Origin of the sequence: Snodgrassella sp. CS2 (assembly GCF_050310315.1) — a bacterium.
Classification (GTDB): Bacteria; Pseudomonadota; Gammaproteobacteria; order Burkholderiales; family Neisseriaceae; genus Snodgrassella; species Snodgrassella alvi_E.
Genome location: NZ_JBNPBA010000002.1, coordinates 227,249 through 252,096 on the forward strand (window position 1 = coordinate 227,249; position 24,848 = coordinate 252,096).

General features: G+C 45.1%; 27 protein-coding genes. 18 read left to right on the plus strand and 9 right to left on the minus strand.

Features of this window, described 5'->3' with window-relative positions; genetic code table 11:
• Nucleotides 1-26 precede the first annotated feature (26 nt).
• From ACQP6D_RS04740 to greA, 7 genes are all read left to right on the plus strand, one after another.
• Nucleotides 27-629, plus strand: a complete 603-nt coding sequence (locus tag ACQP6D_RS04740) for an MlaC/ttg2D family ABC transporter substrate-binding protein (protein WP_367645048.1) — start codon at nt 27-29, stop codon at nt 627-629.
• A 2-nt stretch (nt 630-631) separates the two neighbouring features.
• The gene (locus tag ACQP6D_RS04745) at nt 632-916 is read left to right on the plus strand and encodes an STAS domain-containing protein (RefSeq protein WP_267390608.1); all 285 of its coding nucleotides are present in this window, start codon (nt 632-634) and stop codon (nt 914-916) included.
• Nucleotides 913-1,842, plus strand: a complete 930-nt coding sequence (locus ACQP6D_RS04750; RefSeq protein WP_427857575.1) for an MlaA family lipoprotein — start codon at nt 913-915, stop codon at nt 1,840-1,842. Before ACQP6D_RS04745 ends, ACQP6D_RS04750 begins: the two co-directional genes overlap by 4 nt.
• A gap of 72 nt (nt 1,843-1,914) precedes the next feature.
• Complete coding sequence (locus ACQP6D_RS04755) at nt 1,915-2,277, plus strand: VacJ (RefSeq protein WP_100140369.1); 363 nt, start codon at nt 1,915-1,917, stop codon at nt 2,275-2,277.
• Between the two features lie 231 nt (nt 2,278-2,508).
• A complete protein-coding gene (locus ACQP6D_RS04760; RefSeq protein ID WP_427857576.1) occupies nt 2,509-3,132 on the plus strand; it encodes a lytic transglycosylase domain-containing protein in 624 nt (207 codons plus the stop codon).
• Between the two features lie 81 nt (nt 3,133-3,213).
• On the plus strand, nt 3,214-3,744 hold the full coding sequence (locus tag ACQP6D_RS04765) for a single-stranded DNA-binding protein (protein WP_427857577.1): 531 nt from the start codon (nt 3,214-3,216) through the stop codon (nt 3,742-3,744).
• 809 nt (nt 3,745-4,553) lie between these two features.
• Nucleotides 4,554-5,030 (plus strand): transcription elongation factor GreA, encoded by a 477-nt coding sequence (greA, locus tag ACQP6D_RS04770; protein WP_427857631.1) that lies wholly within the window; start codon nt 4,554-4,556, stop codon nt 5,028-5,030.
• Between the two features lie 86 nt (nt 5,031-5,116).
• On the opposite strand, the gene yhbY is transcribed toward greA, so the two are convergent.
• A complete protein-coding gene (gene yhbY / locus ACQP6D_RS04775) occupies nt 5,117-5,407 on the minus strand; it encodes a ribosome assembly RNA-binding protein YhbY (RefSeq protein ID WP_427857578.1) in 291 nt (96 codons plus the stop codon).
• Nucleotides 5,408-5,748: 341 nt separating this feature from the next.
• Here yhbY and ACQP6D_RS04780 point away from each other — a divergent pair, with 341 nt between their 5' ends.
• The 5 genes from ACQP6D_RS04780 to ACQP6D_RS04800 all read left to right on the plus strand — a co-directional run bounded on the left by ACQP6D_RS04780 (nt 5,749) and on the right by ACQP6D_RS04800 (nt 12,025).
• Nucleotides 5,749-6,375, plus strand: a complete 627-nt coding sequence (locus ACQP6D_RS04780) for an RlmE family RNA methyltransferase (protein WP_427857579.1) — start codon at nt 5,749-5,751, stop codon at nt 6,373-6,375.
• Nucleotides 6,376-6,454: 79 nt separating this feature from the next.
• Complete coding sequence (gene ftsH, locus ACQP6D_RS04785) at nt 6,455-8,431, plus strand: ATP-dependent zinc metalloprotease FtsH (protein WP_370389946.1); 1,977 nt, start codon at nt 6,455-6,457, stop codon at nt 8,429-8,431.
• 379 nt (nt 8,432-8,810) lie between these two features.
• Nucleotides 8,811-9,671, plus strand: a complete 861-nt coding sequence (gene folP / locus ACQP6D_RS04790; protein ID WP_367578474.1) for a dihydropteroate synthase — start codon at nt 8,811-8,813, stop codon at nt 9,669-9,671.
• Between the two features lie 298 nt (nt 9,672-9,969).
• A complete protein-coding gene (glmM, locus tag ACQP6D_RS04795; RefSeq protein WP_427857580.1) occupies nt 9,970-11,331 on the plus strand; it encodes a phosphoglucosamine mutase in 1,362 nt (453 codons plus the stop codon).
• Nucleotides 11,332-11,350: 19 nt separating this feature from the next.
• A complete protein-coding gene (locus ACQP6D_RS04800; protein WP_100140361.1) occupies nt 11,351-12,025 on the plus strand; it encodes a DedA family protein in 675 nt (224 codons plus the stop codon).
• A gap of 62 nt (nt 12,026-12,087) precedes the next feature.
• Here ACQP6D_RS04800 and plsY read toward each other — a convergent pair whose 3' ends face one another.
• Entirely contained in the window at nt 12,088-12,690 is a 603-nt protein-coding gene (gene plsY / locus ACQP6D_RS04805) for a glycerol-3-phosphate 1-O-acyltransferase PlsY (RefSeq protein ID WP_427857581.1), read from the minus strand.
• A gap of 58 nt (nt 12,691-12,748) precedes the next feature.
• Here plsY and folB point away from each other — a divergent pair, with 58 nt between their 5' ends.
• Nucleotides 12,749-13,108, plus strand: a complete 360-nt coding sequence (folB, locus tag ACQP6D_RS04810) for a dihydroneopterin aldolase (protein WP_427857582.1) — start codon at nt 12,749-12,751, stop codon at nt 13,106-13,108.
• Between the two features lie 40 nt (nt 13,109-13,148).
• The gene (locus ACQP6D_RS04815) at nt 13,149-13,769 is read left to right on the plus strand and encodes an NAD(P)H-hydrate epimerase (protein WP_427857583.1); all 621 of its coding nucleotides are present in this window, start codon (nt 13,149-13,151) and stop codon (nt 13,767-13,769) included.
• Here the strand turns inward: ACQP6D_RS04815 and ACQP6D_RS04820 are convergent.
• Nucleotides 13,758-14,393: a CoA pyrophosphatase gene (locus ACQP6D_RS04820; RefSeq protein ID WP_267404261.1), complete on the minus strand. Its 636-nt coding sequence runs from the start codon at nt 14,391-14,393 to the stop codon at nt 13,758-13,760. The genes ACQP6D_RS04815 and ACQP6D_RS04820 overlap by 12 nt on opposite strands.
• 95 nt (nt 14,394-14,488) lie before the next feature.
• Between ACQP6D_RS04820 and ACQP6D_RS04825 the strand changes: the two genes are divergently transcribed.
• Nucleotides 14,489-14,725, plus strand: coding sequence for a hypothetical protein (locus tag ACQP6D_RS04825; RefSeq protein ID WP_427857584.1), 237 nt, complete (start codon nt 14,489-14,491; stop codon nt 14,723-14,725).
• A gap of 110 nt (nt 14,726-14,835) precedes the next feature.
• On the opposite strand, the gene hemN is transcribed toward ACQP6D_RS04825, so the two are convergent.
• Nucleotides 14,836-16,221 carry an oxygen-independent coproporphyrinogen III oxidase gene (gene hemN / locus ACQP6D_RS04830; RefSeq protein WP_367645043.1) on the minus strand — a complete coding sequence of 462 codons (1,386 nt, stop codon included), beginning with the start codon at nt 16,219-16,221 and terminating at the stop codon, nt 14,836-14,838.
• Between the two features lie 264 nt (nt 16,222-16,485).
• On the opposite strand from hemN, the gene fnr reads away from it, so the two are divergent.
• Nucleotides 16,486-17,226 (plus strand): fumarate/nitrate reduction transcriptional regulator Fnr, encoded by a 741-nt coding sequence (gene fnr / locus ACQP6D_RS04835; RefSeq protein WP_100140354.1) that lies wholly within the window; start codon nt 16,486-16,488, stop codon nt 17,224-17,226.
• Between the two features lie 101 nt (nt 17,227-17,327).
• On the opposite strand, the gene ACQP6D_RS04840 is transcribed toward fnr, so the two are convergent.
• The 5 genes from ACQP6D_RS04840 to ACQP6D_RS04860 all read right to left on the minus strand — a co-directional run bounded on the left by ACQP6D_RS04840 (nt 17,328) and on the right by ACQP6D_RS04860 (nt 22,561).
• Entirely contained in the window at nt 17,328-18,110 is a 783-nt protein-coding gene (locus ACQP6D_RS04840; protein WP_267390588.1) for a hypothetical protein, read from the minus strand.
• Between the two features lie 67 nt (nt 18,111-18,177).
• Nucleotides 18,178-19,491: an NAD(P)/FAD-dependent oxidoreductase gene (locus ACQP6D_RS04845; RefSeq protein WP_427857585.1), complete on the minus strand. Its 1,314-nt coding sequence runs from the start codon at nt 19,489-19,491 to the stop codon at nt 18,178-18,180.
• A gap of 74 nt (nt 19,492-19,565) precedes the next feature.
• The gene (locus tag ACQP6D_RS04850; protein WP_267404269.1) at nt 19,566-20,450 is read right to left on the minus strand and encodes an ABC transporter permease subunit; all 885 of its coding nucleotides are present in this window, start codon (nt 20,448-20,450) and stop codon (nt 19,566-19,568) included.
• Nucleotides 20,443-21,411 carry an ABC transporter permease subunit gene (locus ACQP6D_RS04855; protein ID WP_100140350.1) on the minus strand — a complete coding sequence of 323 codons (969 nt, stop codon included), beginning with the start codon at nt 21,409-21,411 and terminating at the stop codon, nt 20,443-20,445. Before ACQP6D_RS04855 ends, ACQP6D_RS04850 begins: the two co-directional genes overlap by 8 nt.
• Before the next feature lie 19 nt (nt 21,412-21,430).
• Nucleotides 21,431-22,561 (minus strand): ABC transporter ATP-binding protein, encoded by a 1,131-nt coding sequence (locus ACQP6D_RS04860; protein WP_100140349.1) that lies wholly within the window; start codon nt 22,559-22,561, stop codon nt 21,431-21,433.
• A gap of 526 nt (nt 22,562-23,087) precedes the next feature.
• On the opposite strand from ACQP6D_RS04860, the gene coaBC reads away from it, so the two are divergent.
• Both coaBC and dut read left to right on the plus strand, forming a co-directional pair.
• Nucleotides 23,088-24,275: a bifunctional phosphopantothenoylcysteine decarboxylase/phosphopantothenate--cysteine ligase CoaBC gene (coaBC, locus tag ACQP6D_RS04865; RefSeq protein ID WP_427857586.1), complete on the plus strand. Its 1,188-nt coding sequence runs from the start codon at nt 23,088-23,090 to the stop codon at nt 24,273-24,275.
• Nucleotides 24,276-24,329: 54 nt separating this feature from the next.
• Nucleotides 24,330-24,791, plus strand: a complete 462-nt coding sequence (gene dut, locus ACQP6D_RS04870; protein WP_100140347.1) for a dUTP diphosphatase — start codon at nt 24,330-24,332, stop codon at nt 24,789-24,791.
• Nucleotides 24,792-24,848: the final 57 nt, after the last annotated feature.

Consider the following 24,848-nt stretch of genomic DNA (forward strand, 5'->3'; position numbering starts at 1 on the left):
AAATTTAATTTTAAGGCTTATCTATAATGAAACTAAACAAATCTAAATTTTTGGGTGCATTAAGCATTTGTATCATGAGTATCAGCATGGCTATTGCTTCGCCACAACAGGCTGTAAGCCAGCTAAAGGAGAATGCTACTCAAGTACTGAATATACTGGGGGCCGCTAATGGTAAAAATGACGAGCAGGTACGGCGTCAGGCGGAAAATTATGCCATTCCTTATTTTGATTTTGAACGCATGACTGCTCTGGCTGTCGGAGCACCTTGGCGTACTGCTACACCTGCACAGCAACAGGATCTGACAAAAGAATTTAAAACACTACTGATTCGTACCTATTCCGGTACCATGCTCAAATTCAGAAACGCAAAAGCGAATGTTTACAACAATCCTGTTGTTAATAAAAAAGGGCGTGAAATTATTGTACGTGTGGATGTCACTACTCCTAACAGTAAGCCAGTACGTATGGATTACACAATGTATCAGTCTGGCAATATGTACCGGATTTATAATGTTGCTGTAGAAGGAGCCAGCTTGGTTACTGTATACCGTAACCAATTTAATCAGACCATCAGCCAGAAAGGTATCGATGGTCTGGTAGCTGAGTTACGCGCTAAAAACGGTAGATAATTATGCAAACCACTGTGCAGGGAAAAACCCTGATGATTCATGACAAAGTCACCATGAGTACAGTAGGAGAAAACGATTATAAGCAGTTCAGTGACTGTATCCGCAGTGGTAAAGTTGAAAAAGTGGATGTCAGTGGGGTGACCGAAGCCGATTCAGCCTGTGTAGCTTTACTCGTGGCTGCTAAAAGATTGGCACACAGACAGAAATTTATGTTGCACATCGCAGGTGTACCGGCAGGGCTGATTACCCTAATGGCACTGTACGGTGTAGAGGAATCGTTACAATGAGTAAAAAAAAATTACTGGCTACCACACTGTTGTTGTTTCTGTGTCAGGCGGGCTGGGCTGAAGATCAGCCCTATAAAGATCCGTATGAAGGTTATAACCGAGTGATGTTTAATATCAATGATCACTTGGATCAATACATCATGACACCTGTTGCACGTGGATATCGTAAAGTTACACCTTCTCCGGTACGAACCGGAGTGAACAACTTTTTCAATAATCTGCGAGATGTAGTTAGTTTCGGCAGTAATCTGCTGCGACTGGATATTGAGAAAGCCAGTACAGATTTTGTTCGAGTAGGGATCAATACTACTTTTGGTTTGGGTGGATTATTGGATATTGCTGACGCAGGCCAAATTCCAAATAATAAAAATACTCTTGGTGACACATTTGCTTCTTGGGGCTGGAAAAACAGTAATTATTTTGTTTATCCGATATTTGGACCGTCTACTGTGCGCGATAGTATTGGCAGCACAATTACAGACGCCTTTCCTGTTGAAAATGCCATTTTTAAGGATGATGCAGTACGTTGGAGTCTGGCCGGATTGAATGGTGTTGCCACTCGTGAAAGCTTACTGGATGTAACTGACAGTTTGAATGATGCTGCGTTAGATCGATACACTTATATGCGTGATGTGTATATGAAATTACGCAATAAGCAGGTAGGCGGAACACTGTTTCCAGATGATGACGATGACGATGATGATGATATCGATACTCTGGTCGCTCCTGACAGTGATGCAGCTAATACTCAGCCGCAATCTGCAAAACAGGTTGACCAAGCTCCGGTTGTGAAAGCCGATAAAGCAGCTGTTTCTACTGACAACACTGCTGCTGATAAGGCTGAAACTATTTCAGATGAATCAGCCGATAAAACTCAACCAGATAGTGCAGCGACATCTGTTTCATCTTACTGGGATATACACTAAAGCTGTATACTGTCTTTTTAAAACGCCAGTTATTAATTGAAATTCAGCTCATAGCACAACAGGAATACAAATATGTATGAAGTTAACCGCAGTGTATTTTTGCTTGTACCGCTTGATCCTTTTTGGATATGGCTTCAAAATCTGCCGAATATAGATCTGGATGAATTGTCACTTGAAGTATTACAGCAGGACGCAAATGCTTATCTGACTTCTGCCTGTGAAAATATAGATGACTTATGGGTGGAAATAGAAGAGCGTTATCAGGATATCTTTGCTGCAGAGCTGGCGGACTGGTGTGAGGATGAAAATCTCTGGCCAGCCATAAATCTGGAGATATTCAAAAGCTGGTTTGGAATAAAAATTTCCACAGTAGTCACTGATTTAGCACAGGAAGAACTGGCACGAGAAGCTTTTGTACCAATTACCTTAAATTAAACTAGAGAAATCATTTATTAAAAAAGCCAATGTTATGCATCGGCTTTTTTGCATTCCCTGACTGTTCTCAGCCCTTATTCTGTTGTATTGAAAAATCCTTTTGCTTATCTGTTAAACTATATTCTCTTACCAATACTTTAATCCTAATAACATGATTTAAAATATCACACCTAATGTATACCCAAAATTTCAAAACGGTTTGTCCACCGTATAGATTCGGAATTTATCCATATGCAGTACAGTAGTAAGTCAATATCGCGTCGACATTTGCTTCTAGCAGGCAGTGCAGCGGTATTTGGAGCAACTCTACCTCGCTTTGCTATGGCTGGTGCACAACGCGAGGAAACACTTTCTGACGATGTGGCTTCTGTAATGCGGAATGCAGTGAGCAATGCTAATCCGCCACGGCTTATATTTGCTTCTGCGGCAGAGGCCAGTCGTTGGTTAAACGCGATGTCAACACGACTGACGCCATATGTTCCAGATAATTATGCGCGCAAACGTTTACTGACTAATATTCAATACGAATCCATGCGCGCCGGTCTGGATACGCAGGTAATACTCGGTCTGATAGAAGTAGAAAGCCGTTTCCGTCAATATGCAATTTCCGGCGTTGGCGCACGCGGTTTAATGCAGGTTATGCCATTCTGGGTCAGACAGATTGGTCGGCCGGAACATAACTTATTCGATATTCGCACTAACTTACGCTATGGTTGTACCATTCTGCGATATTATCGCAATCGTGAGAATGGTAATATGGCTCGCGCGCTTGCGCGGTATAATGGTAGTTTAGGACGGACTACTTATTCAAATGCGGTTATCAGCGCTTGGCAGCGGCACTGGCAATGGGCGTGAACCCATTCTGCAATAGCACATATTTACTTTTAACATGGGTTGTCCTGTAAGACAGCCTGCACTTATTATTAGGAAACCACCATGTCTGTTAATAAAGTCATCCTGGTTGGCCGTTTGGGTCGAGACCCTGAAACGCGTTATATGCCTAGTGGCGATGCCGTAACCAATTTTTCCATTGCTACTGATGAACAATGGCGTGACCGTAATGGCGAGCGCCAGACCCGAACTGAATGGCACAATATCACGCTGTTTGGCAAACTGGGCGAAATTGCCAGCCAGTATCTGCGCAAGGGAAGTCAGGTATTTATCGAAGGCCGTATCCAGAGCCGTAAATATAGTGGTAAGGATGGAATTGAACGAACGGCTTATGACATCATCGGAAGTGAAATGAAAATGCTGGGTAGCCGCAATGATACAGGCACAGCAGGTGGCAGCTATGATCAGATGGGAGGCGGAGCTGATTATGCTCAGGGTGGTAATTTTAGTCAGGGTGGCTATGATGCTGCACCTGCCGCCTCTAGCCCACCACCGGCTGCTCCACGTCGTCAGGCTCCACGTCCAGCACCGGCACCAGCACCAATAGATGATATTGATGATGATATCCCATTTTAATATTGATTTTTTTTGTTGTCTCTTATCTGAATCAGCAATTTGAAATTTCAATTCTATGAAGATTTTGCCTTTTGGATGAATTGTCCAAAAGGCATTTCGTTTAACCACAGCTGAAAATGATATTTATAAATTCAATATGGTTGATAAATAGTATATTTAAGCTATAAATTACTGATATTTTTATCGTAAATAAAAATTTTGCACTATTCGATATTAGCTAATAATAGAGAAATTATCCTAACAATTATAAAATATTATAATAAATGAATATTTTTTACTATCAAACCAAATTGACGTTAAATTATTCAAAAAATATAGCGAGTATTATAGGTGTGAATTTTTGGGATTTTGTATTGAATAATGCAAATTTCTATATAAAAATTTTTATTTTCTCAATCATTTTATTCATGCTTGTTAATGTAAATTTTGCCATATGTGTCAATTCGTTTAACTAGCTGTATATTGTACTGATTTGCTTCAGCCAACAAATTCAAAGAGCAAGAAAATGAGTAAAAGTATTAGTATTAGAGAGTAGTAGTCAAAGATAATTAAGTTGAATTTTGCCTATCTGGGTTGAATTTTTGCTTAAATATGTGTCAGGAATAACTAAATTAAGTTTAAATACTAATGTGAGTTTGCTGACTATGATGTGCAGGCTGCCTTGGTTATAACCATTGCTATTTTTTATACTGGTCTGCTAAAATAGCATACATGGAACAGCGCAAGCCGCCGGAATCGGGCGGCTTGCTTTTTGTTATTAATACGAAATACCGCAAGTGTATTTAGCTGTGGTATCTTGGAGAAATATGATGCAAAAAATTCCGTTGACCATATTGGGCGCTGATTTGCTGAAACAGGAATTACAAGAACTGAAGAGCGTGGCTCGTCCGGCGGTAATTGAAGCGATTGCTGAAGCTCGTTCGCATGGGGATTTGTCCGAAAATGCAGAATATGAAGCGGCCAAGGAAAAACAGGGTTTTATTGAAGGTCGCATTGCAGAAATTGAGCACAAATTGTCTCTAGCACACATTATCGACCCGAAAGAAACCAATGCCGATGGTAAGGTGGTATTCGGCGCTACTGTGAAAATGCAGGATCTGGATACTGAGGAAGTGGTGAGTTACCAGATTGTTGGAGAAGATGAAGCCGATATCAAACAGGCTAAGATTTTTGTTGGTTCGCCGATAGCACGTGCACTCATTGGTAAGGAAGAAGGCGATGTGGCTGAAGTTCAGGCACCGGGTGGGGTGCGCGAATACGAAATTCTAGAGGTTTTCTATATCTAATCAGCCTGCTGAGCGCTGATTTTTTCTTCCGGTTAAATGCCGCCGCTCAAATAACTAAGCGATTCATAGAATGAATCGCTTTTTATTTATTCAGTTTTTTCGGTTTTGCGGCGATATAACACCAGCTGTTTGCCTATATGTTGTATCAGTTCAGCACCTGTTGCAGAGCACAAAGCTTCGGCAATGGATACGCGTGCAGTGCGGTCGTCCCTTGCCACTTGTACTTTAATCAGTTCGTGTGCATCCAGATTACGGTTGGTTTCTGTGATGACTTCTTGTGTTAATCCGTTCTGTCCAATCAGTACCACTGCATGCAGCTGATGTGCACGTGCTTTCAATGCCATTTTATCTTTGCTGTTTAATTTGTCAGTTGCCATTTAAGTTTCCATATAGCTGTATCGGCTAATTGGTTGAGCAGATACACAGTTTAAGTTCAGATTGAGCTATTTTAATTGAGGCGGACAAATTTTTATAGTTAATATCTATCTCTTTCTATGAAAAAAGGATAATGTAGGTCTGTCCTGATTTGCAATGGATAATTGATAAAACATCGGTTTTTTAGCAGATTAAAGAATTTGTTATTTATAAAATTTAAAGCTGGGTGATGTAGCCTACATGTTTTTAATTGTGCTTAATTTCGCGGTTTTACACGGGCTAAGCTCTGTATTCTGTTGCGATTTCACGATACAATGATGGAGTTTTTTCAAGAATTTGTATCATGGGTGTTCGTTCTAAATCTTCCAGTGCATGGCTCAATGAGCATGTAAATGATCATTATGTTCATCTGGCACAAAAAGAGGGCTATCGAGCTCGTGCAGCCTATAAGTTGCTGGAAATCAATGAAAAAGATCATCTGATAAAGCCTGGTGCGGTAGTGGCTGACCTTGGCAGTGCGCCAGGTAGCTGGTCGCAGGTTGCCGTGAAGCTGGCTGGTAAGCAGGGCAAGGTTTTTGCGTTGGATATTCTGCCTATGGAACCAGTGGCTGGAGTGGAGTTTATTCAAGGTGATTTCCGAGATAATGATGTTCTGCAGCAGTTTGAAAGTTTGCTAGCCGGCTGTGCGTTAGATCTTGTAATTTGTGATATGGCACCCAATATGTCAGGCAATAACATTACTGATCAGGCACGCAGTTTGTATCTTGCTGAGCTGGGTCTGGAGTTTGCGCAGGCACATCTGAAACAAAATGGAGATTTTCTGGTGAAGGTGTTTCAGGGCAGTGGTTTGCAAGAGTTTCAGCAGCTAATGAAAAATAGCTTTGCTCAGGTTATGATTCGTAAGCCTAAAGCTTCACGTGATCGCTCTAGTGAGGTTTATCTGCTTGGTCGCGGTAAAAAACAGTTGTGACGGCCTGTGCCTGTGTAGGTTTGGGTCAAATTCACTATTCTAAACAACAATTATTTAACCTCCTTAGGAGTTTGTGACAGTGCGGAATACCGTAAAGAATCTTTTGGTCTGGCTGGTGCTGGCGCTTGTGCTTATGGCCGCATTCAATGCCATCACTGAGAAAAAAGAGAGTAAACAGCAGATTGAATACTCTCAATTTATTCAGCAGGTTAACAAGGGTGAGATTGCTAGCGTAAATATTGAAGGTTCGGTGATTAATGGCTTCCAAGTTAAAGGCTTGCGCAATGATAAATCAGCCTTTACGACTAATGCGCCGACTCCGCTGGAAACTAATTTTGTTAGTAATCTGATGGCGAAGAATATTCGTGTCAATGTGATTCCGGAAGAAAAACCGGGATTTCTGACTAATCTATTTTTCAGTCTTTTGCCAGTATTGCTGCTGATCGGGGTATGGTTCTATTTTATGCGCTCTATGCAGGGTGGCGGCGGCGGAAAAGGCGGTGCCTTTTCTTTCGGTAAAAGCCGTGCCCGTTTACTGGATAAAGAAGCCAATAAAATTACCTTTGCCGATGTGGCCGGGTGTGATGAGGCCAAAGAAGAAGTTCAGGAAATTGTGGATTATCTGCGTGCACCGCAACGCTATCAGACGCTGGGTGGCCGTGTGCCCCGTGGTATTCTGATGTGTGGTAGTCCTGGTACTGGTAAAACTTTGCTGGCTAAGGCAATTGCCGGAGAGGCTCAGGTACCTTTTTTCAGTATTTCCGGTTCTGATTTTGTAGAAATGTTTGTTGGTGTGGGTGCTTCACGTGTGCGCGATATGTTCGAGCAGGCAAAGAAAAATGCTCCATGTATTATTTTCATCGATGAAATTGATGCAGTCGGCCGCCAGCGCGGTGCTGGTCTAGGTGGTGGTAATGATGAACGTGAGCAGACACTAAATCAGCTGCTAGTAGAAATGGATGGTTTTGAAAGCAATACAACAGTTATTGTGATTGCTGCTACTAACCGTCCGGATGTGCTGGATCCGGCACTGATGCGTCCTGGTCGCTTTGACCGTCAGGTTGTGGTTCCTTTGCCTGATATTCGTGGCCGTGAACAGATTCTAAAAGTGCATGCTAATAAAGTACCGCTGGATCAATCAGTGGATCTACCGGTTCTGGCACGTGGTACGCCTGGATTTTCCGGTGCTGATCTGGCCAATTTGGTGAATGAGGCTGCGCTGTTTGCTGGTCGTCGCAACAAAACTAAAGTAGACATGAGCGACTTTGAGGATGCTAAAGATAAAATTTATATGGGACCGGAACGTCGCTCTATGGTGATGCATGAGGACGAGAAAAAAGCTACTGCTTACCATGAATCCGGTCATGCAGTGGTTGCAGAAACGCTGGACTATACTGACCCTGTGCATAAAGTAACGATTATGCCGCGCGGTCGTGCATTAGGTCTGACTTGGCAGTTGCCGGAACGTGACCGTATCAGTATGTATGAAGACCAGATGTTGAATCAGATTTCCATTCTGTTTGGTGGTCGTATCGCGGAGCAGCTGTTTATTGGTCGCGTGTCTACCGGTGCTTCTAACGACTTTGAACGGGCGACTCAGATTGCGCGAGAAATGGTGACGCGTTATGGGATGTCGAAGAAGATGGGGCCGGTGGTTTATGGTGAAAATGAGAATGAAGTATTTCTTGGCCGTTCCGTAACGCAGTCGAAAAATATTTCTGAAAAAACCATGCAGGAAGTGGATGCTGAAGTGCGGCGTATTCTTGATGAGCAATATGAAGTTGCTTATAAGATTCTGGATGAAAACCGTGACAAGATGCATACCATGGCTAAAGCACTGATTGAGTGGGAAACCATTGATCGTGATCAGGTACTGGAGATTATGGCCGGTAAGCAGCCCAGTCCACCAAAGGACTACAGCGATAATGTTGTAAAAGAAGCTGAAACCGAGCAGCCTGTAGCAGAAGCTTCAGCTAGTGAAAATACGCATGTACCGGCGGACACAGCTGATGCTGGCTCGAAAGCGCCTGAACCAGAGCAGAAGTCAGAGCAATAATATATTTGTTTTTCAACGGCAGCCAAAGCTGCCGTTTTTTACATCTGTAAGTAGTATTGTTTACCATTTTTCATAGTATGAGATTTGGTTATTTTTCCGATATTTAGCCTTGTGAATGATGATGTTATGAGCTGGTAATAAAAGCTAATTGAGCGAAATGCGAAAATTCGTCTAGGTGATAAGTATATGTAATTTAATTTATATTCACAGGCTATTGATAGGCTTCTGGTCTTTGGGTAAGAATGAATTGCCTTTTTTCAGTATGAGAAGGACACTAAGTACAAAAGTTTGATGTGCCGGCAATGATGCTTAGCTGTATTAGTAAGAAAGTAATTAAGGTGTAGTGTTATTAATTAGTGCAGAAAGATAGTAATTAGTTATGAATAATTTGAAGCATGCTTACTGGCAGTGTGGCCGATTTCAAATAGATTTGAAGCAGCCAAAAATCATGGGGATTGTTAATTTAACGCCGGACTCTTTTTCTGATGGTGGTCGTTACAATACTTCACTGACCGTGGCTCTGAATCATGCGGAACAATTACTGAAAGACGGGGCAGATATTTTAGATGTTGGCGGCGAAAGCTCGCGTCCGGGTTCTGATTATGTTTCCCCGGAGGAAGAATGGGCTCGGATTGAACCACTATTGCGTGAATTAAGAAGATGGAATGTGCCGGTAACGGTGGATACACGGCGGGCATGGGTGATGCGCCGATTGCTCGAAGCACAACTGGCTGATGGTATCAATGATATTCAGGCACTTGAAGATGCTGATGCGGTGACGGTGCTGTCTCAGCAGCCAGATGTGGGTGTGTGTTTGATGCATATGCAGGGAAAACCGGAAAATATGCAGCATAATCCGGTATATGAAGATGTAGTGGCCGAAGTGGGAAGTTATCTACACCGACGAGTACAGGTATGTGAACAGGCCGGAATTAGCCGTGAGCGCCTGACAATAGACCCTGGCTTTGGTTTTGGTAAAACGCTGGAGCATAATATTGCTTTGATGCAGCATTTTGCTACATGGCAGGAAATGAGTGGCTGTCCGGCTTTGATAGGGGTATCGCGTAAAACAATGATTGGTCTGCTGACGGCCGAAAGCGAGCCGCAACAGCGAGTGGCAGGCAGTGTGGTGGCTGCGGTAGCCGCAGTGGCACGCGGAGCAGCTATTGTGCGAGTCCATGATGTGCGCGAAACAAGGCAGGGTTTACAGATATGGTCTGCCTTGGGCTTTGGTGTTTAATTTAGCCGCTTTAATCAATATGGTTCCACTTTTTTGTTTTGATAAAATATTTGAGTAATGAATAAGTGTAGGTTTGGCAGAAAACGGTTTTATGCTGGCATTTAGTACGCAAGATTTCCTGAGCCAATCTACAGAATAAGTATTCTGCACATTTGTTAGGCTAATATTGATTGGGTAAATAGTATGCTGTAGATAAAATGGCTTGTTTGTGAAGTCTTCAAATACCATTTTATTTACTGACTGAACAGGCGTGCCTGTTCTACAATAACAATTTTGTTTTATTTGGTCGGAGCAGGTAATGGCAAAGAAATATTTCGGTACGGACGGGGTGCGAGGTGAGGTTGGTAAGTTTCCGATTACGCCTGAATTTGTACTGAAATTGGCTTATGCGGCAGGTCATGTGCTGGTGCAGCATGGAACGGATCATCAACCCACTGTACTGATTGGTAAGGATACCCGTATCTCTGGCTATATGCTCGAGGCTGCGATGGAGGCTGGTTTTACTGCAGCTGGTGTTAATGTACTGCTTACCGGACCTTTGCCTACCCCAGGTGTCGCATATCTGACTCGTGCTTTACGTCTGGATTGTGGTGTGATGATTTCGGCTTCGCACAATCCTTACCATGATAATGGAATTAAATTTTTTGCAGAGGGCGGAATAAAGCTGAGCGATCATCTGGAGCTGGAGATTGAAGCTGAGTTGGAAAAACCAATGCAGACAGTGCCCTCCAGCCAGCTTGGCCGTGCGCGGCGTATTAATGGCGCTGTTGATCGGTATATTGAATTTTGTAAGTCCACTTTTCCGAGCCATCTTAATCTGCGCGGCATGAAGTTGGTGATTGATACTGCCAATGGTGCTGCTTATGATGTGGCGCCGAAGGTTTTCCATGAATTGGGTGCCGATGTGGTATGCATCGGTGATAAACCGGATGGTTATAATATTAATCAGAAAATCGGCGCTACTTATACAAAATCACTTCAGGCAGCTGTATTGCAAAACGAAGCAGATTATGGTGTTGCGCTGGATGGAGATGGTGACCGTCTGATGATGGTGGATAAAACCGGCAAAGTCTACGATGGTGATGCGCTAATCTATGTTATTGCCAAGGCACGTGCAGCATCCGGCTGTCTTCATGGTGGTGTGGTGGGTACCGCAATGACGAATCTGGCGATGGAGCAGGCATTTAGTAAGCAAGGAATAGATTTTGTCCGTGCTAAAGTGGGTGATCGATATGTTCTGGAACAGTTGCATCAGCATCAATGGTCGCTAGGTGGAGAAGCTTCAGGCCATATCGTTTGTCTGGATAAGCATAATACTGGTGATGGCATTATTGCAGCTTTACAGGTCTTTGCAGCCATGCAGGAATTGCAGCTGGATTTGGCCAGTATACTGACGGATTGGCAACCTTTTCCGCAAACGATGATTAATGTGCATATTGAGCCTGGGCAGGACTGGCAGAGTGTGGCTAATCCCGTGGCAGATGAGGTATCAGTAGAATTGGGTGAAGATGGCCGGGTAGTTCTGCGTCCTTCAGGTACAGAACCAGTGGTGCGGGTAATGGTTGAAGCACGCCAGAATGACATTGCGCGGCAGGCTGCAGAAAAAATTGCGGCTGCGATTGAAGCAGGTACGGCTGACAGAATCTGTCCGGCCGGATAGAGGGAAGAACGGACATTTTATGTTTGCTTTGCTGGAAGCTTTTTTTACTGAGTATGGCTATGCTGCGGTCTTTCTGGTGCTGGTAGCCTGTGGATTCGGTGTGCCGGTACCGGAAGATCTAACTCTGGTTGCCGGAGGGGTAATCGCCGGACTGGGTCATGCACATGTCCACACAATGTTTTTGGTGGGTATGGCTGGAGTGCTGGTGGGCGACGGCTTGATGTTTACTGCCGGACGGGTGTTTGGCCATCGTATTCTGAAGTTCCGTTTCGTACAGCGGGTGATGACGCCTAAACGTTATGCTCAGGTACAGGATAAGTTTGATAAATATGGTAGTCGAGTGTTGTTTATTGCCCGTTTTCTGCCCGGATTGCGCACGCCGATTTATATTACGGCAGGTGTCAGTGGTAAGGTGTCGATTCTGAAATTCTTGCTGATGGATGGTCTGGCTGCAATGATTTCAGTACCGGTGTGGGTTTACCTGGGTGAATATGGTGCGGAGAATATTGATTGGTTGATGCATAAAGTGCATCAGTTTCAGGCTGTGGTATATTTGCTTATTGCTGTAGGTGTGCTGGCTTTGGTGTATTACTGGTGGAAAAAACGACAGCGTATACAATTTTTTAAACGTAAGATTGCTGAAATTCGTGAACGTAGGCGTACGCGTAAACAGCAGCGTCAAGACTTGAAATAAGTTTGGTAGTATAAAAAAGACAGTTTGCGAACTGTCTTTTTTATTGGTTGCGGCTGAATGATTTATTTGTTTTGACCGATTTTGCTTTCACGGCCGCTAAACAGGTTTTTAATGTTGCTTTTGTGGCGATAAAGAACAAGTAAATCAATTACTACTACTGCATATACCCAGCTGGTGTGCGGCATCAGCCACCAAGCGATAAAAGGGCTAATCAGGGTAGCGATTAGCGCAGCTAATGAGGAAACTTTGAAACCAAAGGCCATAATTAGCCATACACCGGCACAGATTAAGGCAGTAGGCCAAGATAGAGCAAGTAGTATTCCCAATGCTGTGGCTACGCCCTTGCCACCTTTGAATTTGAAAAATACTGGCCACATATGGCCGAGTAAAACAGCAACAGCTGTGATAGCGATTGTATCGTTACTTAATTGCCATGCTGTCTGAAAATGGATGGCCAGCCACACAGCCAGCCAGCCTTTCAGTGCATCTCCAAGCAAGGTCAGGGCAGCGGCACTTTTTCTGCCACTGCGCAAGACATTGGTGGCTCCGGGGTTGCCGGAACCGTAGCTGTGCGGGTCAGGCATGCCCATGCAACGCGACACAATCACGGCAAAAGACAGGGAACCGAGCAAATAAGCTCCGATAATCGCAAAGTAATTGGCCATAAAATGGTTTCTTTAGTCTACAATCTGAGGGTTTGCATTTTAGCTCAGAGGGTTGTACATGGATACTATCTTTTTACATGGCATGACTGCGCAGACGCTGATTGGGGTTTATCAGTGGGAGCGCCAGCAGCGACAGACGTTGCTGTTGGATCTGGATATCGGTACTGATTTCCGTCAGGCTGCACAAAGCGATAATATTGACGATACAATTCATTACGCCAAAGTGGTAGAAAATTTGCGCGAAGCACTGGCTGAAGAGGAGTTTCTATTGCTGGAAGCGCTGGCTGAATATGTAGCGCAATTTATACTGACGCGTTTTGGTGCCTTGTGGGTACGAGTTAAAGTGATAAAACCGGGGATTTTGGCTGATGTTAAAGAGGTTGGTGTGTTGATTGAGCGCTCGCGTCTGGCAGTCTGAACGGGCAGAACCCAGTGGTAGATGTTGTAGAGGAAAAGATATGTCTGCTCTGATATGGACTGTAGCAAAGATGAAGGCATGGGAAGATGAACAAAACCGAACTGGTCTGAGCTATGCCCGAATGATGGAACATGCTGGCAGTCGCGCTGCTGCTGATTTGATAAACCGTTTTTCTTATCCTCAGCATACGCTGGTACTTTGTGGTAGAGGTAATAATGCTGGTGATGGTCTGGTGCTGGCTCGTATATTGTCCGAACACCACTGGCCGGTGACAATTATGTGGTTGCAAGGGCAGCAATTGTCACCTCTGGCAGAGGTAAATAGGACTCGATTGCCTGCAGCGGTGGTTTATGCCGAGCTTATGCAGTTAAACAAAGTGTTGCCAGAAATGCAGCTGATAGTGGACGCGGTGTATGGAACTGGATTCAGAGGTGAGCTGCCTGAGGTGGTAAGGCAGTGTTTTGCTACTGTGGCGCAAGCCAGTGTATTCAGGGTGACACTGGATATACCCAGTGGTGTGGCCGGAGATGGGGATAAAGTAGCTGCTGGCAGTTTTCAGGCACAGCTGACTTATGCTTTTCAGGCATTAAAACCGGCTCACTGCTTGGCACAGGCAGTGCCTTTATGTGGTGAGATACAGTGCATTGACTTATCTGACTGATGCCACTGGCCTGCTGCTGCACCATGCCTGATAACATTGCGCCATGTGCAGTAACATAGCTGCGGTGGCTCCCCATATATGCCGTTGCTGATGGTGTAAATGATAAACTGGAAACCAAAGTTGTTGGTATTGAAAAGTGCTTTGCTGATACAGACTACTATCCAGAACAATGGACAGGGGCACAGCAAATATGTCACTAACTTCAGCCTGATTGGCTTGCCAATGTAATTGTGCTTTACTCCAGGCCAGTACTGGCACGACTTTGAATCCGCTGGGTAGATAACAAGGTGGTAGTGTGCCCGCCAGATGCCACTGGCTGGAATTCAATCCGATTTCTTCTTTACTTTCGCGCAGTGCGGCACAGATTGGGGTTTCATTAGCTTCCAGTTGTCCACCAGGAAAAGCAATTTGTCCGCTGTGCTGCCGCAACTGCTGACTGCGCTGACTGAGCCAGATTTGTGGCGTGCCTTGGTTCCAGTCGAAGGGCATGAGCACTGCAGCTTGTCGATAGGTAACAGATAACTGACGCAAGGATTGCTGGGGTTGGTTTAATAGAGTATGCGCAGATGTATGATTACTGGCGTAATGCAAGAATTGGTTGAGGCTGTCTGTTGTGGGAAACATGATATTGACTAGTATATGCATTTATATAATATATATATTTTTTGTGTGTAAATAGCCAGAAGCGATGAATGTTCGAGATGGTTAAAAGAGAAAAAATGAAATTATGGGTGATCGAAGCTCTGAATAGTTTTGGTGGAACCGGATGGCCTAAAGATGTTAGTAAATATATATGGGATAAATATGAGCATGAATTAAAAGCATCAGGAAGTTTGCTTTACACGTGGCAGTATGATGTACGTTGGGCAGCTCAGGAACTACGCAATGAAAAAAAGTTAAAACCTGTTTACAAGCGTCGTGATTTGCCCTGGGAACTGAATGAATTTAACAGTTAAAATTATTTATTATTCAGTAAAAGCAAACCTTAGCTGCAGTTGCTTTTATTAATTCTGGCAACATTAGCTTTGCTACGGGTAAACGAGTGCTTGCTGATGGCTTTAACTCGCTATAATGTACGCGAATATTGGGCTTCGGTGCGTTTTTGTCGCAGGTAGTAGTCAAATATCATGGCGATGTTGCGTATCAGCAGACGTCCTTTGGGGGTAACTTGAAGTTGATCATCCGTGAGGTTGAGCAGTCCTAATTGCGAAAGTTGCTGTAAATCAGTCTGTTCAGCTGCGAAATAGGTTTGAAAAGGCTGCTGCATGGCTTCGCGGTAATCTTGAAAACTGAGCTGGAAGCGACACATTAAATCCTGTATGACTTGCCGGCGCAGAATATCATCAGCGTTGAGCTGGTATCCACGCATTACCGGTAGGCGGTTTTCATCTAGTGCTTGATAGTAGGCTGTGAGTTCTTTTTCATTCTGGCTATAAGTGTTAGCAATTTTGCTAATGCTGGACACCCCTATAGCAATTAAATCGCAATCAGCGTGCGTAGAATACCCTTGAAAATTGCGTTGTAGACGACCCTCTGACAGAGCGATAGCTAGTTCGTCGGTTGGTCTGGCAAAATGATCCATACCGATAAAAATGTAGCCTTGTTCCAGCAGGTACTGAACGGTGTTTTGCAGAATATCCAGTTTGACTCTGCTGTCTGGTACAGCGTTGGTATCTATGCGCCGTTGTGGTTTAAACAGATGTGGCAGGTGGGCATAGTGATACATGGCAATACGATCCGGCATTAGTTCCAGCACGTGTCTGAGTGTGCAGTGCATAGATGCTTCTGTCTGATGCGGTAGGCCGTAGATTAAGTCCACGCTGACTGAGTGAAAGCCATTACAGCGCGCTGCTTCGATGACGTCCCGAGTTTCGGCTTCGCTCTGAATGCGGTTAACCGCTTGCTGTACGGCTGGATTGAAATCCTGAATACCGACGCTCATGCGGTTAAAACCAAGTTTGCCCAGATGGGCAACGGTATCAGCGGTAACTTTACGTGGGTCTATCTCGATTGAATATTCGCCGTCTGTTGTGAGCGTGAAGTAGCGGCTGATGCTGGCAAAGATGTGGCTTAGCTGCTCGTTATTGAGGAAGGTGGGCGTACCTCCGCCGAAATGCAGCTGTGCCAGTAAAGGCTTACCCGGCCAGTTCTGAGCCAGTAAAGCCAGCTCTTTGTCTAGATACTGAATATAGAGATCAGCACGGCTGGTGTCTTTGGTGATGATTTTATTGCAGCCGCAGTAATAGCATATGGTATTGCAGAACGGAACGTGTACGTACAGTGATACAGGCTGTATGCCGATGTTTTGTTGTAAGGTAGACTTCAATTGTGCTGCGGTAAAGCTGGTGTTGAAGCGGTCTGCTGTGGGGTAGGATGTGTAGCGTGGGCCTGATGAGGGTAGGGATGCGATGAGGTTGCGGTCAAATTCGATGTTGAAGCGTCGTGTGTTCATATGTTGGTAGTGATTATTCTGGCTTGCAAGCTCGGTGGAAATAGATAAGAGTGATAATTATTTGTGGTAGAATAAGCACATGCGCGAGTAAAGTAAAGCATTGGCTACATATCAGGTCTATTCTGCATTAGAACAGGGTCTGATGCAAATTTCAATTGATTATGTCATTATAGTGAATGATTGTTTTAAAGAATTTTGATTTGTGTCAATGTGTTGTTATAGATGTTCTTTCTCAGAAAATAACCGGTATTTAATAAATTAATTATGATCAGATTGCATAAACAGGGCGAAATAGTTCAAAAACTGTGTGAGAAATGTTCTTTGCATATTCTTTGTATGCCGGTGATGCTGAAAGAACGTGAACTCACTGATCTTGGGGCAATTATTCGCCAGAGCCGTCGCCTGAAAAAAGGTGAATATCTGTTTCGTGCCGGTGAACCTTTCACAGCAATTTTTGCTGTGCGTACTGGCTTTTTTAAAACGATAGTCAATAGTCAGGATGGGCGGGATCAGGTAACTGGTTTTTTTATGTCTGGTGAACTGCTGGGTCTGGATGGTATTTGTAACAACAATCATGGCTGTGATGCGGTGGCGCTGGAAGATAGTGAGGTGTGTGAGCTGCCGTTTAATAATATGGAGGATGCCGGTAGTTTGTTGCCTTCATTGCAGATACATTTTTATCGGTTGATGAGTCAGGAAATTCTCCGCACACAGGAACTGATGCTAATGCTGGGCAATATGCGTGCAGAAGAACGTTTGGCCGGCTTTTTGGTTAATTTGTCGCATCGCTTGAGTTTCCGTGGATTTGCCGCCAATGATTTTATTTTGCGGATGTCACGTGAAGAAATTGGCAGCTATTTGGGACTAAAGCTGGAAACGGTAAGTCGTACTTTGTCGAAATTCCAGCAAGAAGGCTGGATTAAAGTGGAGCATAAACATATTCAGCTGTTGCAGCCGTGGATGTTGCAGGAGATGGTTATGCATTGTCAGAAGGCAGTTGGATAAATTTTCAAGCTGAGTAAAAAACAAGGCTGTAGCTCTTAAGATGGCTACAGCCTTTTGCTTTGGATGCTTAATCTGTGCAGGAAGAACGTGAAAATCTGGGCTTATGCAAAAGTAGCCATGGCGGCCAGTTTGATTGTGTCCTTACCATAAATGTTGGCGTTGAAATGACGCATCCAACGAATCTTACGCAGGCTTTTGGCTACTGTCTGAAACACCTCTTGTGGCTGTTGTTGTAGAATACTGTCCCACAATGCTTTAGCCTGTTCGGCAACGCCAAAATCCTGCATTAAACGAGCTCCGGAATGTAGATAGCATAACCAATCCCGTGCATGGCAGTGTGGCAAAGTCATTACAGACAATGGATCGTCTTCAAAATCTATAAAGCCAATGCTGTTATGGTTGATATAAATCATGTTGCGGGCAAAGGTTTCACTTAGATATTGGTTGCGCCTGTGAACATCTTCTATCGCGTTAAGGCCAAGTTGCCAGCGTTGCAGCAGGATTTCAGGCTCGGATTTTTGCTTTTTCCACTCTTTTTCCAGATTGTGTTCGCCCATGTGGCTAATCATCAAAGCATCAGGCTGCTGAGCCAGAATAGCCGGTACCTGTACACCAGCTGTGCTAAGTGTTTGCAGGCGGGTTGCTTCGGTTTGCAATGAGGATATACCACCCAGATTGGGTACGGGTAGTAGAATGTCTATTCCACTGATTTTCTGAACAATTTTTAATAAGCGATAGCGCCATATACTGTTGCGTGCCCCTGCCTGCCGAACCCAAACTTTTTCTCCGTTTGCCAGTGTATGGCTTTGCATCAGGCCGGTTTGTATGCGCAGGCATTGTTCTAGAGCGTGTTGATAAAAAGCATGAGTATCGGAAACGGACATGTAATTTACTGCTGAATTTTAAAACTGGGAATTGATTGTACTATAGTTGGGTTGGTTACTCTTTAATTTAAGGTAATAAATCTTTTAGACGGTAATAAGCAACGCCCAGCCATTGTGACGGTAGGCGCAGCAGCTTACCACCCGGAAAGTTTCGATGCGGGATGGTTTCAAATAAACGCAGGCGGCTGTCATCTCCGCTGATGGCTTCGGCAATTATCTGCCCACCCAGCCCGGTAGCAGCCATGCCGTGACCGGAAAATCCTTGTAAAAAATAAAGTTGTGGATTGAGACGGCCGAAATGAGGAGCTCGATTCATGCTAATGTCTATCCGTCCGCCCCAAGTATATTCTATTCGTACGTCATTCAGCTGTGGAAACACTTTTAGCATATCGCTGCGCATGCTGCGTATAAGTTGTTGCTGAGCAGGTTCTTGGCCGGAATAATTGACTTTGCCACCGAAAAGTAGTCGGTTGTCAGCACTAAGGCGGAAATAATCCAGTACAAAGCGGGTATCACATACGGCCATGTTGTTGCGGATAAGCTGCGTCGCTTGTTCACCTAGTGGTTCAGTGGCAATCATGTAGGTGCCTACCGGCAGAATTTTGCTTTCCAGTGTTTGAGTAAGAGGGTGGTGCAGGCTACGGGTAAAGGCGTTAACGGCTAGTACCACGCTTTTGGAAACTATAGAGCCATTCGGTGTGGTAATACGATAGCCGTGTTGCCATGGTTCAAGATTGAGCATGGGTGAATGTTCGAATAATAATGCCCCTGCGCTGGCGGCAGCTTTTGCCAGCCCATGGGTGTAATTAAGCGGATGTAGATGCCCAGCCTGCCAATCAAAAATTGCTCCACAGTAGCGCTCACTGGCCAATTGCTGTTGCAACTGAGTCTGATTCCAGATTTGATAATCGTGAAACTGGTAGTTTATGGCTGCTTCCTTTACCCATGCTGTTAAAGCATGCATATGGTGCGGGCGAATGGCAACATGAGCATAGCCGCGTTGCCAGTCGCAATCTATGTTGTATTCCCGTATTTGCTGTTCTACTAGATTGACGGCTTCGCAGCTCCACTTCCATAAGGTCTGTGCATTTTGCTGGCCAATCATACTGGCTATCTTGCTCATTTCAGCTGCATAGCCATAAATTACCTGACCCCCATTGCGACCGGAAGCTCCGTAGCCAATCTGTGCTGCTTCTATAAGGGCAACGCTGCGATTCTGCTGAGCCAGTGGTAAGGCAGTGCCAATACCGCTGAGACCTCCACCGATGATGCATGTTTCTACTTCTAAAAGACCTTGTAAGCTCGGATATTGTGTGTGTTGGTGCTGGCTGGCCTGATAGTAGCTGTGTACTGGTTCGGCTGAAAGGAATGTGTCAGACATGAGTATGGTGGGAATCTGAGTGCAGAAATAAAAAAGCAGTTATCGTTTGTCTGGATAACTGCTGTGCTGGGATATTATGATTTACTGGCTTCAAGTAGTTGACTCTGGCGATAGGCCTCGGCCATTTCGCGTTCGCGCCGGGTATTTTGCCTCATCATGAAGTAGTTGATGCCGATAACCAGTGTGCCGACCAATGCAATGATGATGGTGGCCAGTACGTTCATTTGTGGATCCAGACCCAGTTTGATTTTGGAGAAAATTATCATGGGCAAGGTGGAGGAGCCGGGGCCGGATAGGAAGGAAGTTATAACCAAATCGTCCAGTGACAGGGTGATGGATAACAGAAAACCTGAAGCGATGGCTGGTGCGATGGATGGCAGGGTAATCAAGAAAAATACTTTTAATGGCCTTGCGCCGAGATCTTTGGCTGCTTCTTCCAGTGACTGATTCAGCTCCGATAAACGTGAGCGGATAATCACTGTTACATAAGCCATGCACAGGGTGGTGTGACCTAGCCAGATAGTAAAAAAGCCGCGTTCGAAATACAAAAAGCTGAAAGCGCTGTTTTGTAACAGCATCTGTACCTGAATAATCAGCAACAGCATAGACAGGCCAGTGATGATGTCAGGCATCACCATTGGTGCAGATACCATACCCGCAAACAGGGTATTGCCTCGGAAACGCTTGATGCGTGAGAGGGCGTAGCCAGCGAGTGTGCCCAGAATAACGGCTGCTGCGGCCGAACACAGGGCTATACGTACTGACAACCATGCGGCATCCAGTATCTGCTCATTTTGTAATAGCTTGCCGTACCACTGGGTAGAAAAGCCGCCCCATACGGTGACTAGCCTTGAGTTGTTGAAGGAGTAGATAATCAGAATAACCAGTGGCATGTACAGAAAAGCCAATCCCAAAAACAGCATGCCTCTTAGAAACCAAGACGAAGTGTGCTTATGCATGGTTGGCTCCTTCTTCAATTTCACGATTTTCGTAACGGTGGAATAAAGCAATTGGGATAACCAGCAGCATTACCATGATGACGGCTACGGCAGAGGCTAGCGGCCAGTTGTTTTGGTCGAAGAATGCCTGCCATAAAACTTTACCAATCATCAGATTTTCAGGACCGCCTACCAACTCAGGAATCACAAATTCACCTACGGCGGGTATAAATACCAGCATGGAGCCGGAAATGATGCCGGCTTTGGATAAGGGCAGGGTGATGGATACGAAGGCTTTAATCGGGCCGGCACCTAAGTCTGCGGCTGCTTCGAGCAGGCGGTTATCCAGTTTTACCAACTGGGTGTACAAAGGCAGAATCATAAATGGCAGGTAAGCGTATACCATGACGAGATTCAGGGAAAATGAGTTGTAAAACATGTCTATCGGATGGCTGATCAGTCCCCATTTTATTAAATAGGTATTGATGATGCCGTTATGGCCAAGCAGACTCATCCACGCATAAACTCGCAGCAGAAATGAGGTCCAGAATGGCAGCATGATAGTCAGTAACAGACCGTTGCGGATTTTTTCAGGTGCGCGCGCGATGGCGTAAGCAATCGGATAGCCGGCAAGCAGGCAGATTACAGTGGTAGTAAGGGCGGTTTTAATGGATAACCAGTATGTCAGCAGGTAAATGTTGTCGCCGCGATTACCGAGCAGCATTTGTCCGAGTGAATGCCAAAAATCGTTGAAGATATCGGCGTAATTCTGATAGCTGACCAATATGTTTACCCGACCCAGTTCGCCGTCGATGTGATACAGCGGGGTATACGGTGGAATGGCAATATCCTGTTCGGCAAAGCTGATTTTGAGTACGATGAAAAATGGTACCAGAAATAGTACCAGCAGCCAGATGTAAGGAATGCCTATAACGAGACCCTGTGAAGGACGCAGGCCTTTGAGACGGTTAAACCAGTTCATGTTTAAGCTCCTGCGGCTGTTAGTGGGTCAGCGGGCTTGCCTGATTGTCCGGCCAGCTAATGTAAACTTTTTCTTCCCATGTGGGCATGGGAATGCTGTATTGTTCCCAGTAGGAGGATAAAACTTGGCTTTTGATAATTTTGCCGGATGGTAATTGGATATGGAAAATACCGAAGCTGCCGAGATAGGCAATTTCTTTCACAATGCCGGCTGTCCAATTGTATTCCTGCTGCGGTTGTTCGCGATAAATGTTGATATCTTCTGGGCGAATGGATAACCAGATGTTTTGATCTTCTGGGCCACTAATGCCGTGTCCGAGGTAAACCAGCTGTTGCAGGTCGGGGCAATGAATAATGGTGTGGTCGGCACCGTCTTCAGTCACTTTGCCGGCAAGGATGTTGGTTTCACCCATGAATTCAGCAGTAAAACGGCTGTTGGGGTAGTCGTAAATATCGGAAGGCGTGCCGACTTGCTGCAATTGTCCGTCGGACATGATGGCGATGCGTGAGGCCATAGTCATGGCTTCTTCCTGATCATGGGTAACCATAATGCAGGTGGCGCCCACTTTTTCCAAAGTGTTTACTAGTTCGAGCTGAGTTTGCTGACGCAGTTTTTTATCGAGAGCACCCAGCGGTTCGTCCAGAAGCAGTAGTTTAGGGCGTTTGGCCAGACTGCGCGCCAGTGCAACACGCTGCTGCTGGCCGCCGGAAAGCTGATGCGGTTTGCGTTTGGCGTATTTTGTCATTTGCACTAGACGCAGCATTTCTTCTACCCGTGCACTGATTTCATCTTTAGGTAGCTTGTCCTGTTTCAAACCGAAGGCGATGTTTTGTTCAACGCTCATGTGAGGAAACAGAGCATAGCTCTGGAACATCATGTTGATGGGGCGGTCGTAGGGCTGCAATTTGGTGATGTCTTCACCATCTAGGATAATCTGTCCCTGTGTGGGCGTTTCCATGCCTGCCAGCATGCGTAACAACGTTGATTTCCCACTGCCGGAGCTGCCAAGCAAGGCGAAGATTTCATTTTTTTTGATGGTAAGGTTGACATGGTCTACAGCGTAGTTGTCGCCATAGGTTTTGACAATGTCTTTAATCTGTAAGTAATGTGCGGGATCGGCACCTGGCTTGGTGGTTGCGTTTTCGCTCATGATATGTGTTACTCCAGAAAAATCGTTCCAGCCAATGCTCGGCATAGGGATGTTTACAGTAATGTGTAAAGAACGGTGCAAAAACGATTCTGCTCCTGCTTTAGGGGAGGCATTGTATGCAAGCATTTTGTGTGGGGCAATGAAATTTAAGTGTTAATACAATTAAATTCTCCACTCAGGGTATAACTTAGCATGAAATCAGGTATTTAGTGGTAATTTACTAACCTGAATTAATTTTTGTTAGGATTTGGTATGGCTGTGATGATTGGCTGTGATGTGGCTGGCAGCCGCTGTGCTGCTTAGTGTACCATGTAATAATTGTCTGTTATATTTTCGTTTAGGCTGGGGTAGCCAGTTTGTTGCACGGCTATACTCAACGTGTGTCGTTTTCAGCTGTCGGGCCTGTGGGCGGTGTTGATTGATTATGCAAAAGTTTTTTCTATTAATCAATTAGTTTGTTTTATTTTTCTGTCTGGTCAGCTAAGTTGTCTGTTGCTTTTGCTGCAGGCTAGTTCAGGGTATGGTAATGAAGAAGAAGGTATTGTTAGGTATTTGTGGTGGGATTGCTGCATACAAATGCTGTGAGCTGGTTCGGCTGCTGAAAAAGGCAGGACATCAGGTGAATGTGGTGATGACAAAGGCAGCCACTGATTTTGTCAGCCCGACTACTTTTCAGGCTCTGAGCGGAGAACCGGTGTTGCTGGATACGCATGATGGTTTATCCGGTAATGGTATGGCACATATTAATCTGAGCCGTCAGGCTGATGTGATGCTGATTGCGCCGGCTTCTGCAAATACTCTGGCTAAAATTGCCCATGGAATGGCGGATAATTTGCTTACCACGTTGGCTTCGGCACGCAGTTGCCCGCTGGCAGTGGCGCCAGCTATGAATGTACAAATGTGGAATAATCCGGCCAATCAACGCAATTTAGCTTTGTTGCGACAGGATAGGATACAGATACTAGGACCGGCTGATGGAGAGCAGGCCTGCGGTGAGGTGGGAAGCGGGCGTATGCTGGAAGCGGCCGAATTGGCTGAATTGCTGGCTGATGTATGGACAGTGCCGCTGCTGGCTGGAAAGCGTGTCTTGATTACAGCCGGAGCAACATTTGAGGCTATTGATCCAGTGCGCGGGATTACCAATATATCAAGCGGACAGATGGGTATGGCTCTAGCGCGGGCTTGCCGCGCTGCTGGTGCGAGTGTTTCTCTGGTGTACGGACAGATTCAGACGCCGCTGGCAGCTGGGATGGCTTTTGCTGAACAGGTAAGCAGTGCTGACGAGATGCTGGCGGCAGTACAGCGATTACTGCCACAGCAGGATGTTTTTATTGCGGTGGCAGCGGTAGCCGATTACAAGGTTAGCAACCGTAGTGAACATAAACTAAAAAAACAGGCTGGACAAAAGGCGCCGGTAATTGAGCTTACGGAGAATCCTGACATTCTCGCTACGGTGGCCGGCCGGCCGGATGCACCTTTCTGTGTTGGATTTGCTGCTGAAAGTGAGCATGTGCTGGAACATGCACGTGCTAAGCGAGTGAAGAAAGGTGTATCTCTGTTGGTTGCGAATGAGGTTAGTCAGGCCATGGGTAAAGCCACAAATCAGGTGATACTATTGGATGATGAACAAGAAACCGTTTTGCCGCAAATGAGTAAAGACGATACGGCAATTGCTATTATTGAGCGGCTGGCTCAGCTTTTGGCTCTGCGCTAATTGAGTTTTGGTAGTAGTTACATAAGCTTATTTTGATTAAATTAAAGACGAATTATGAGTGCTTCTGAGTTATCTGTACAAGTTAAGATATTGAATCCGCTGATGGCGGAGCAGTTACCCCAATATGCTACTATTGGTTCAGCAGGTCTGGATTTACGTGCCTGTATTGATGCTCCGCTTACTTTACAACCGGGAGAAAGTTGTCTTCTGCCTACTGGTCTGGCAATTTATCTGGCTGACCCAGGCTACGCAGCCCTAATACTACCGCGCTCTGGTTTGGGACATAAGCATGGTATTGTGCTTGGTAATTTGGTGGGGCTGATAGATTCAGATTATCAGGGAGAACTGAAAGTATCATTGTGGAATCGCAGTCAGGAGGCTTACGTGATTGAGCCTTTGGCACGAATTGCACAAATGATGATTGTGCCGGTGATGCAGGCCGCGTTCACTGTGGTTGATGAATTTGCTCGCAGTAATCGAGGTGAAGGCGGTTTTGGCAGTACCGGTCATCAATAATTAACGATTAAGTAAAAGAAAAGCAAGGTATCCAAACGGATAACCTTGCTTTTTTGC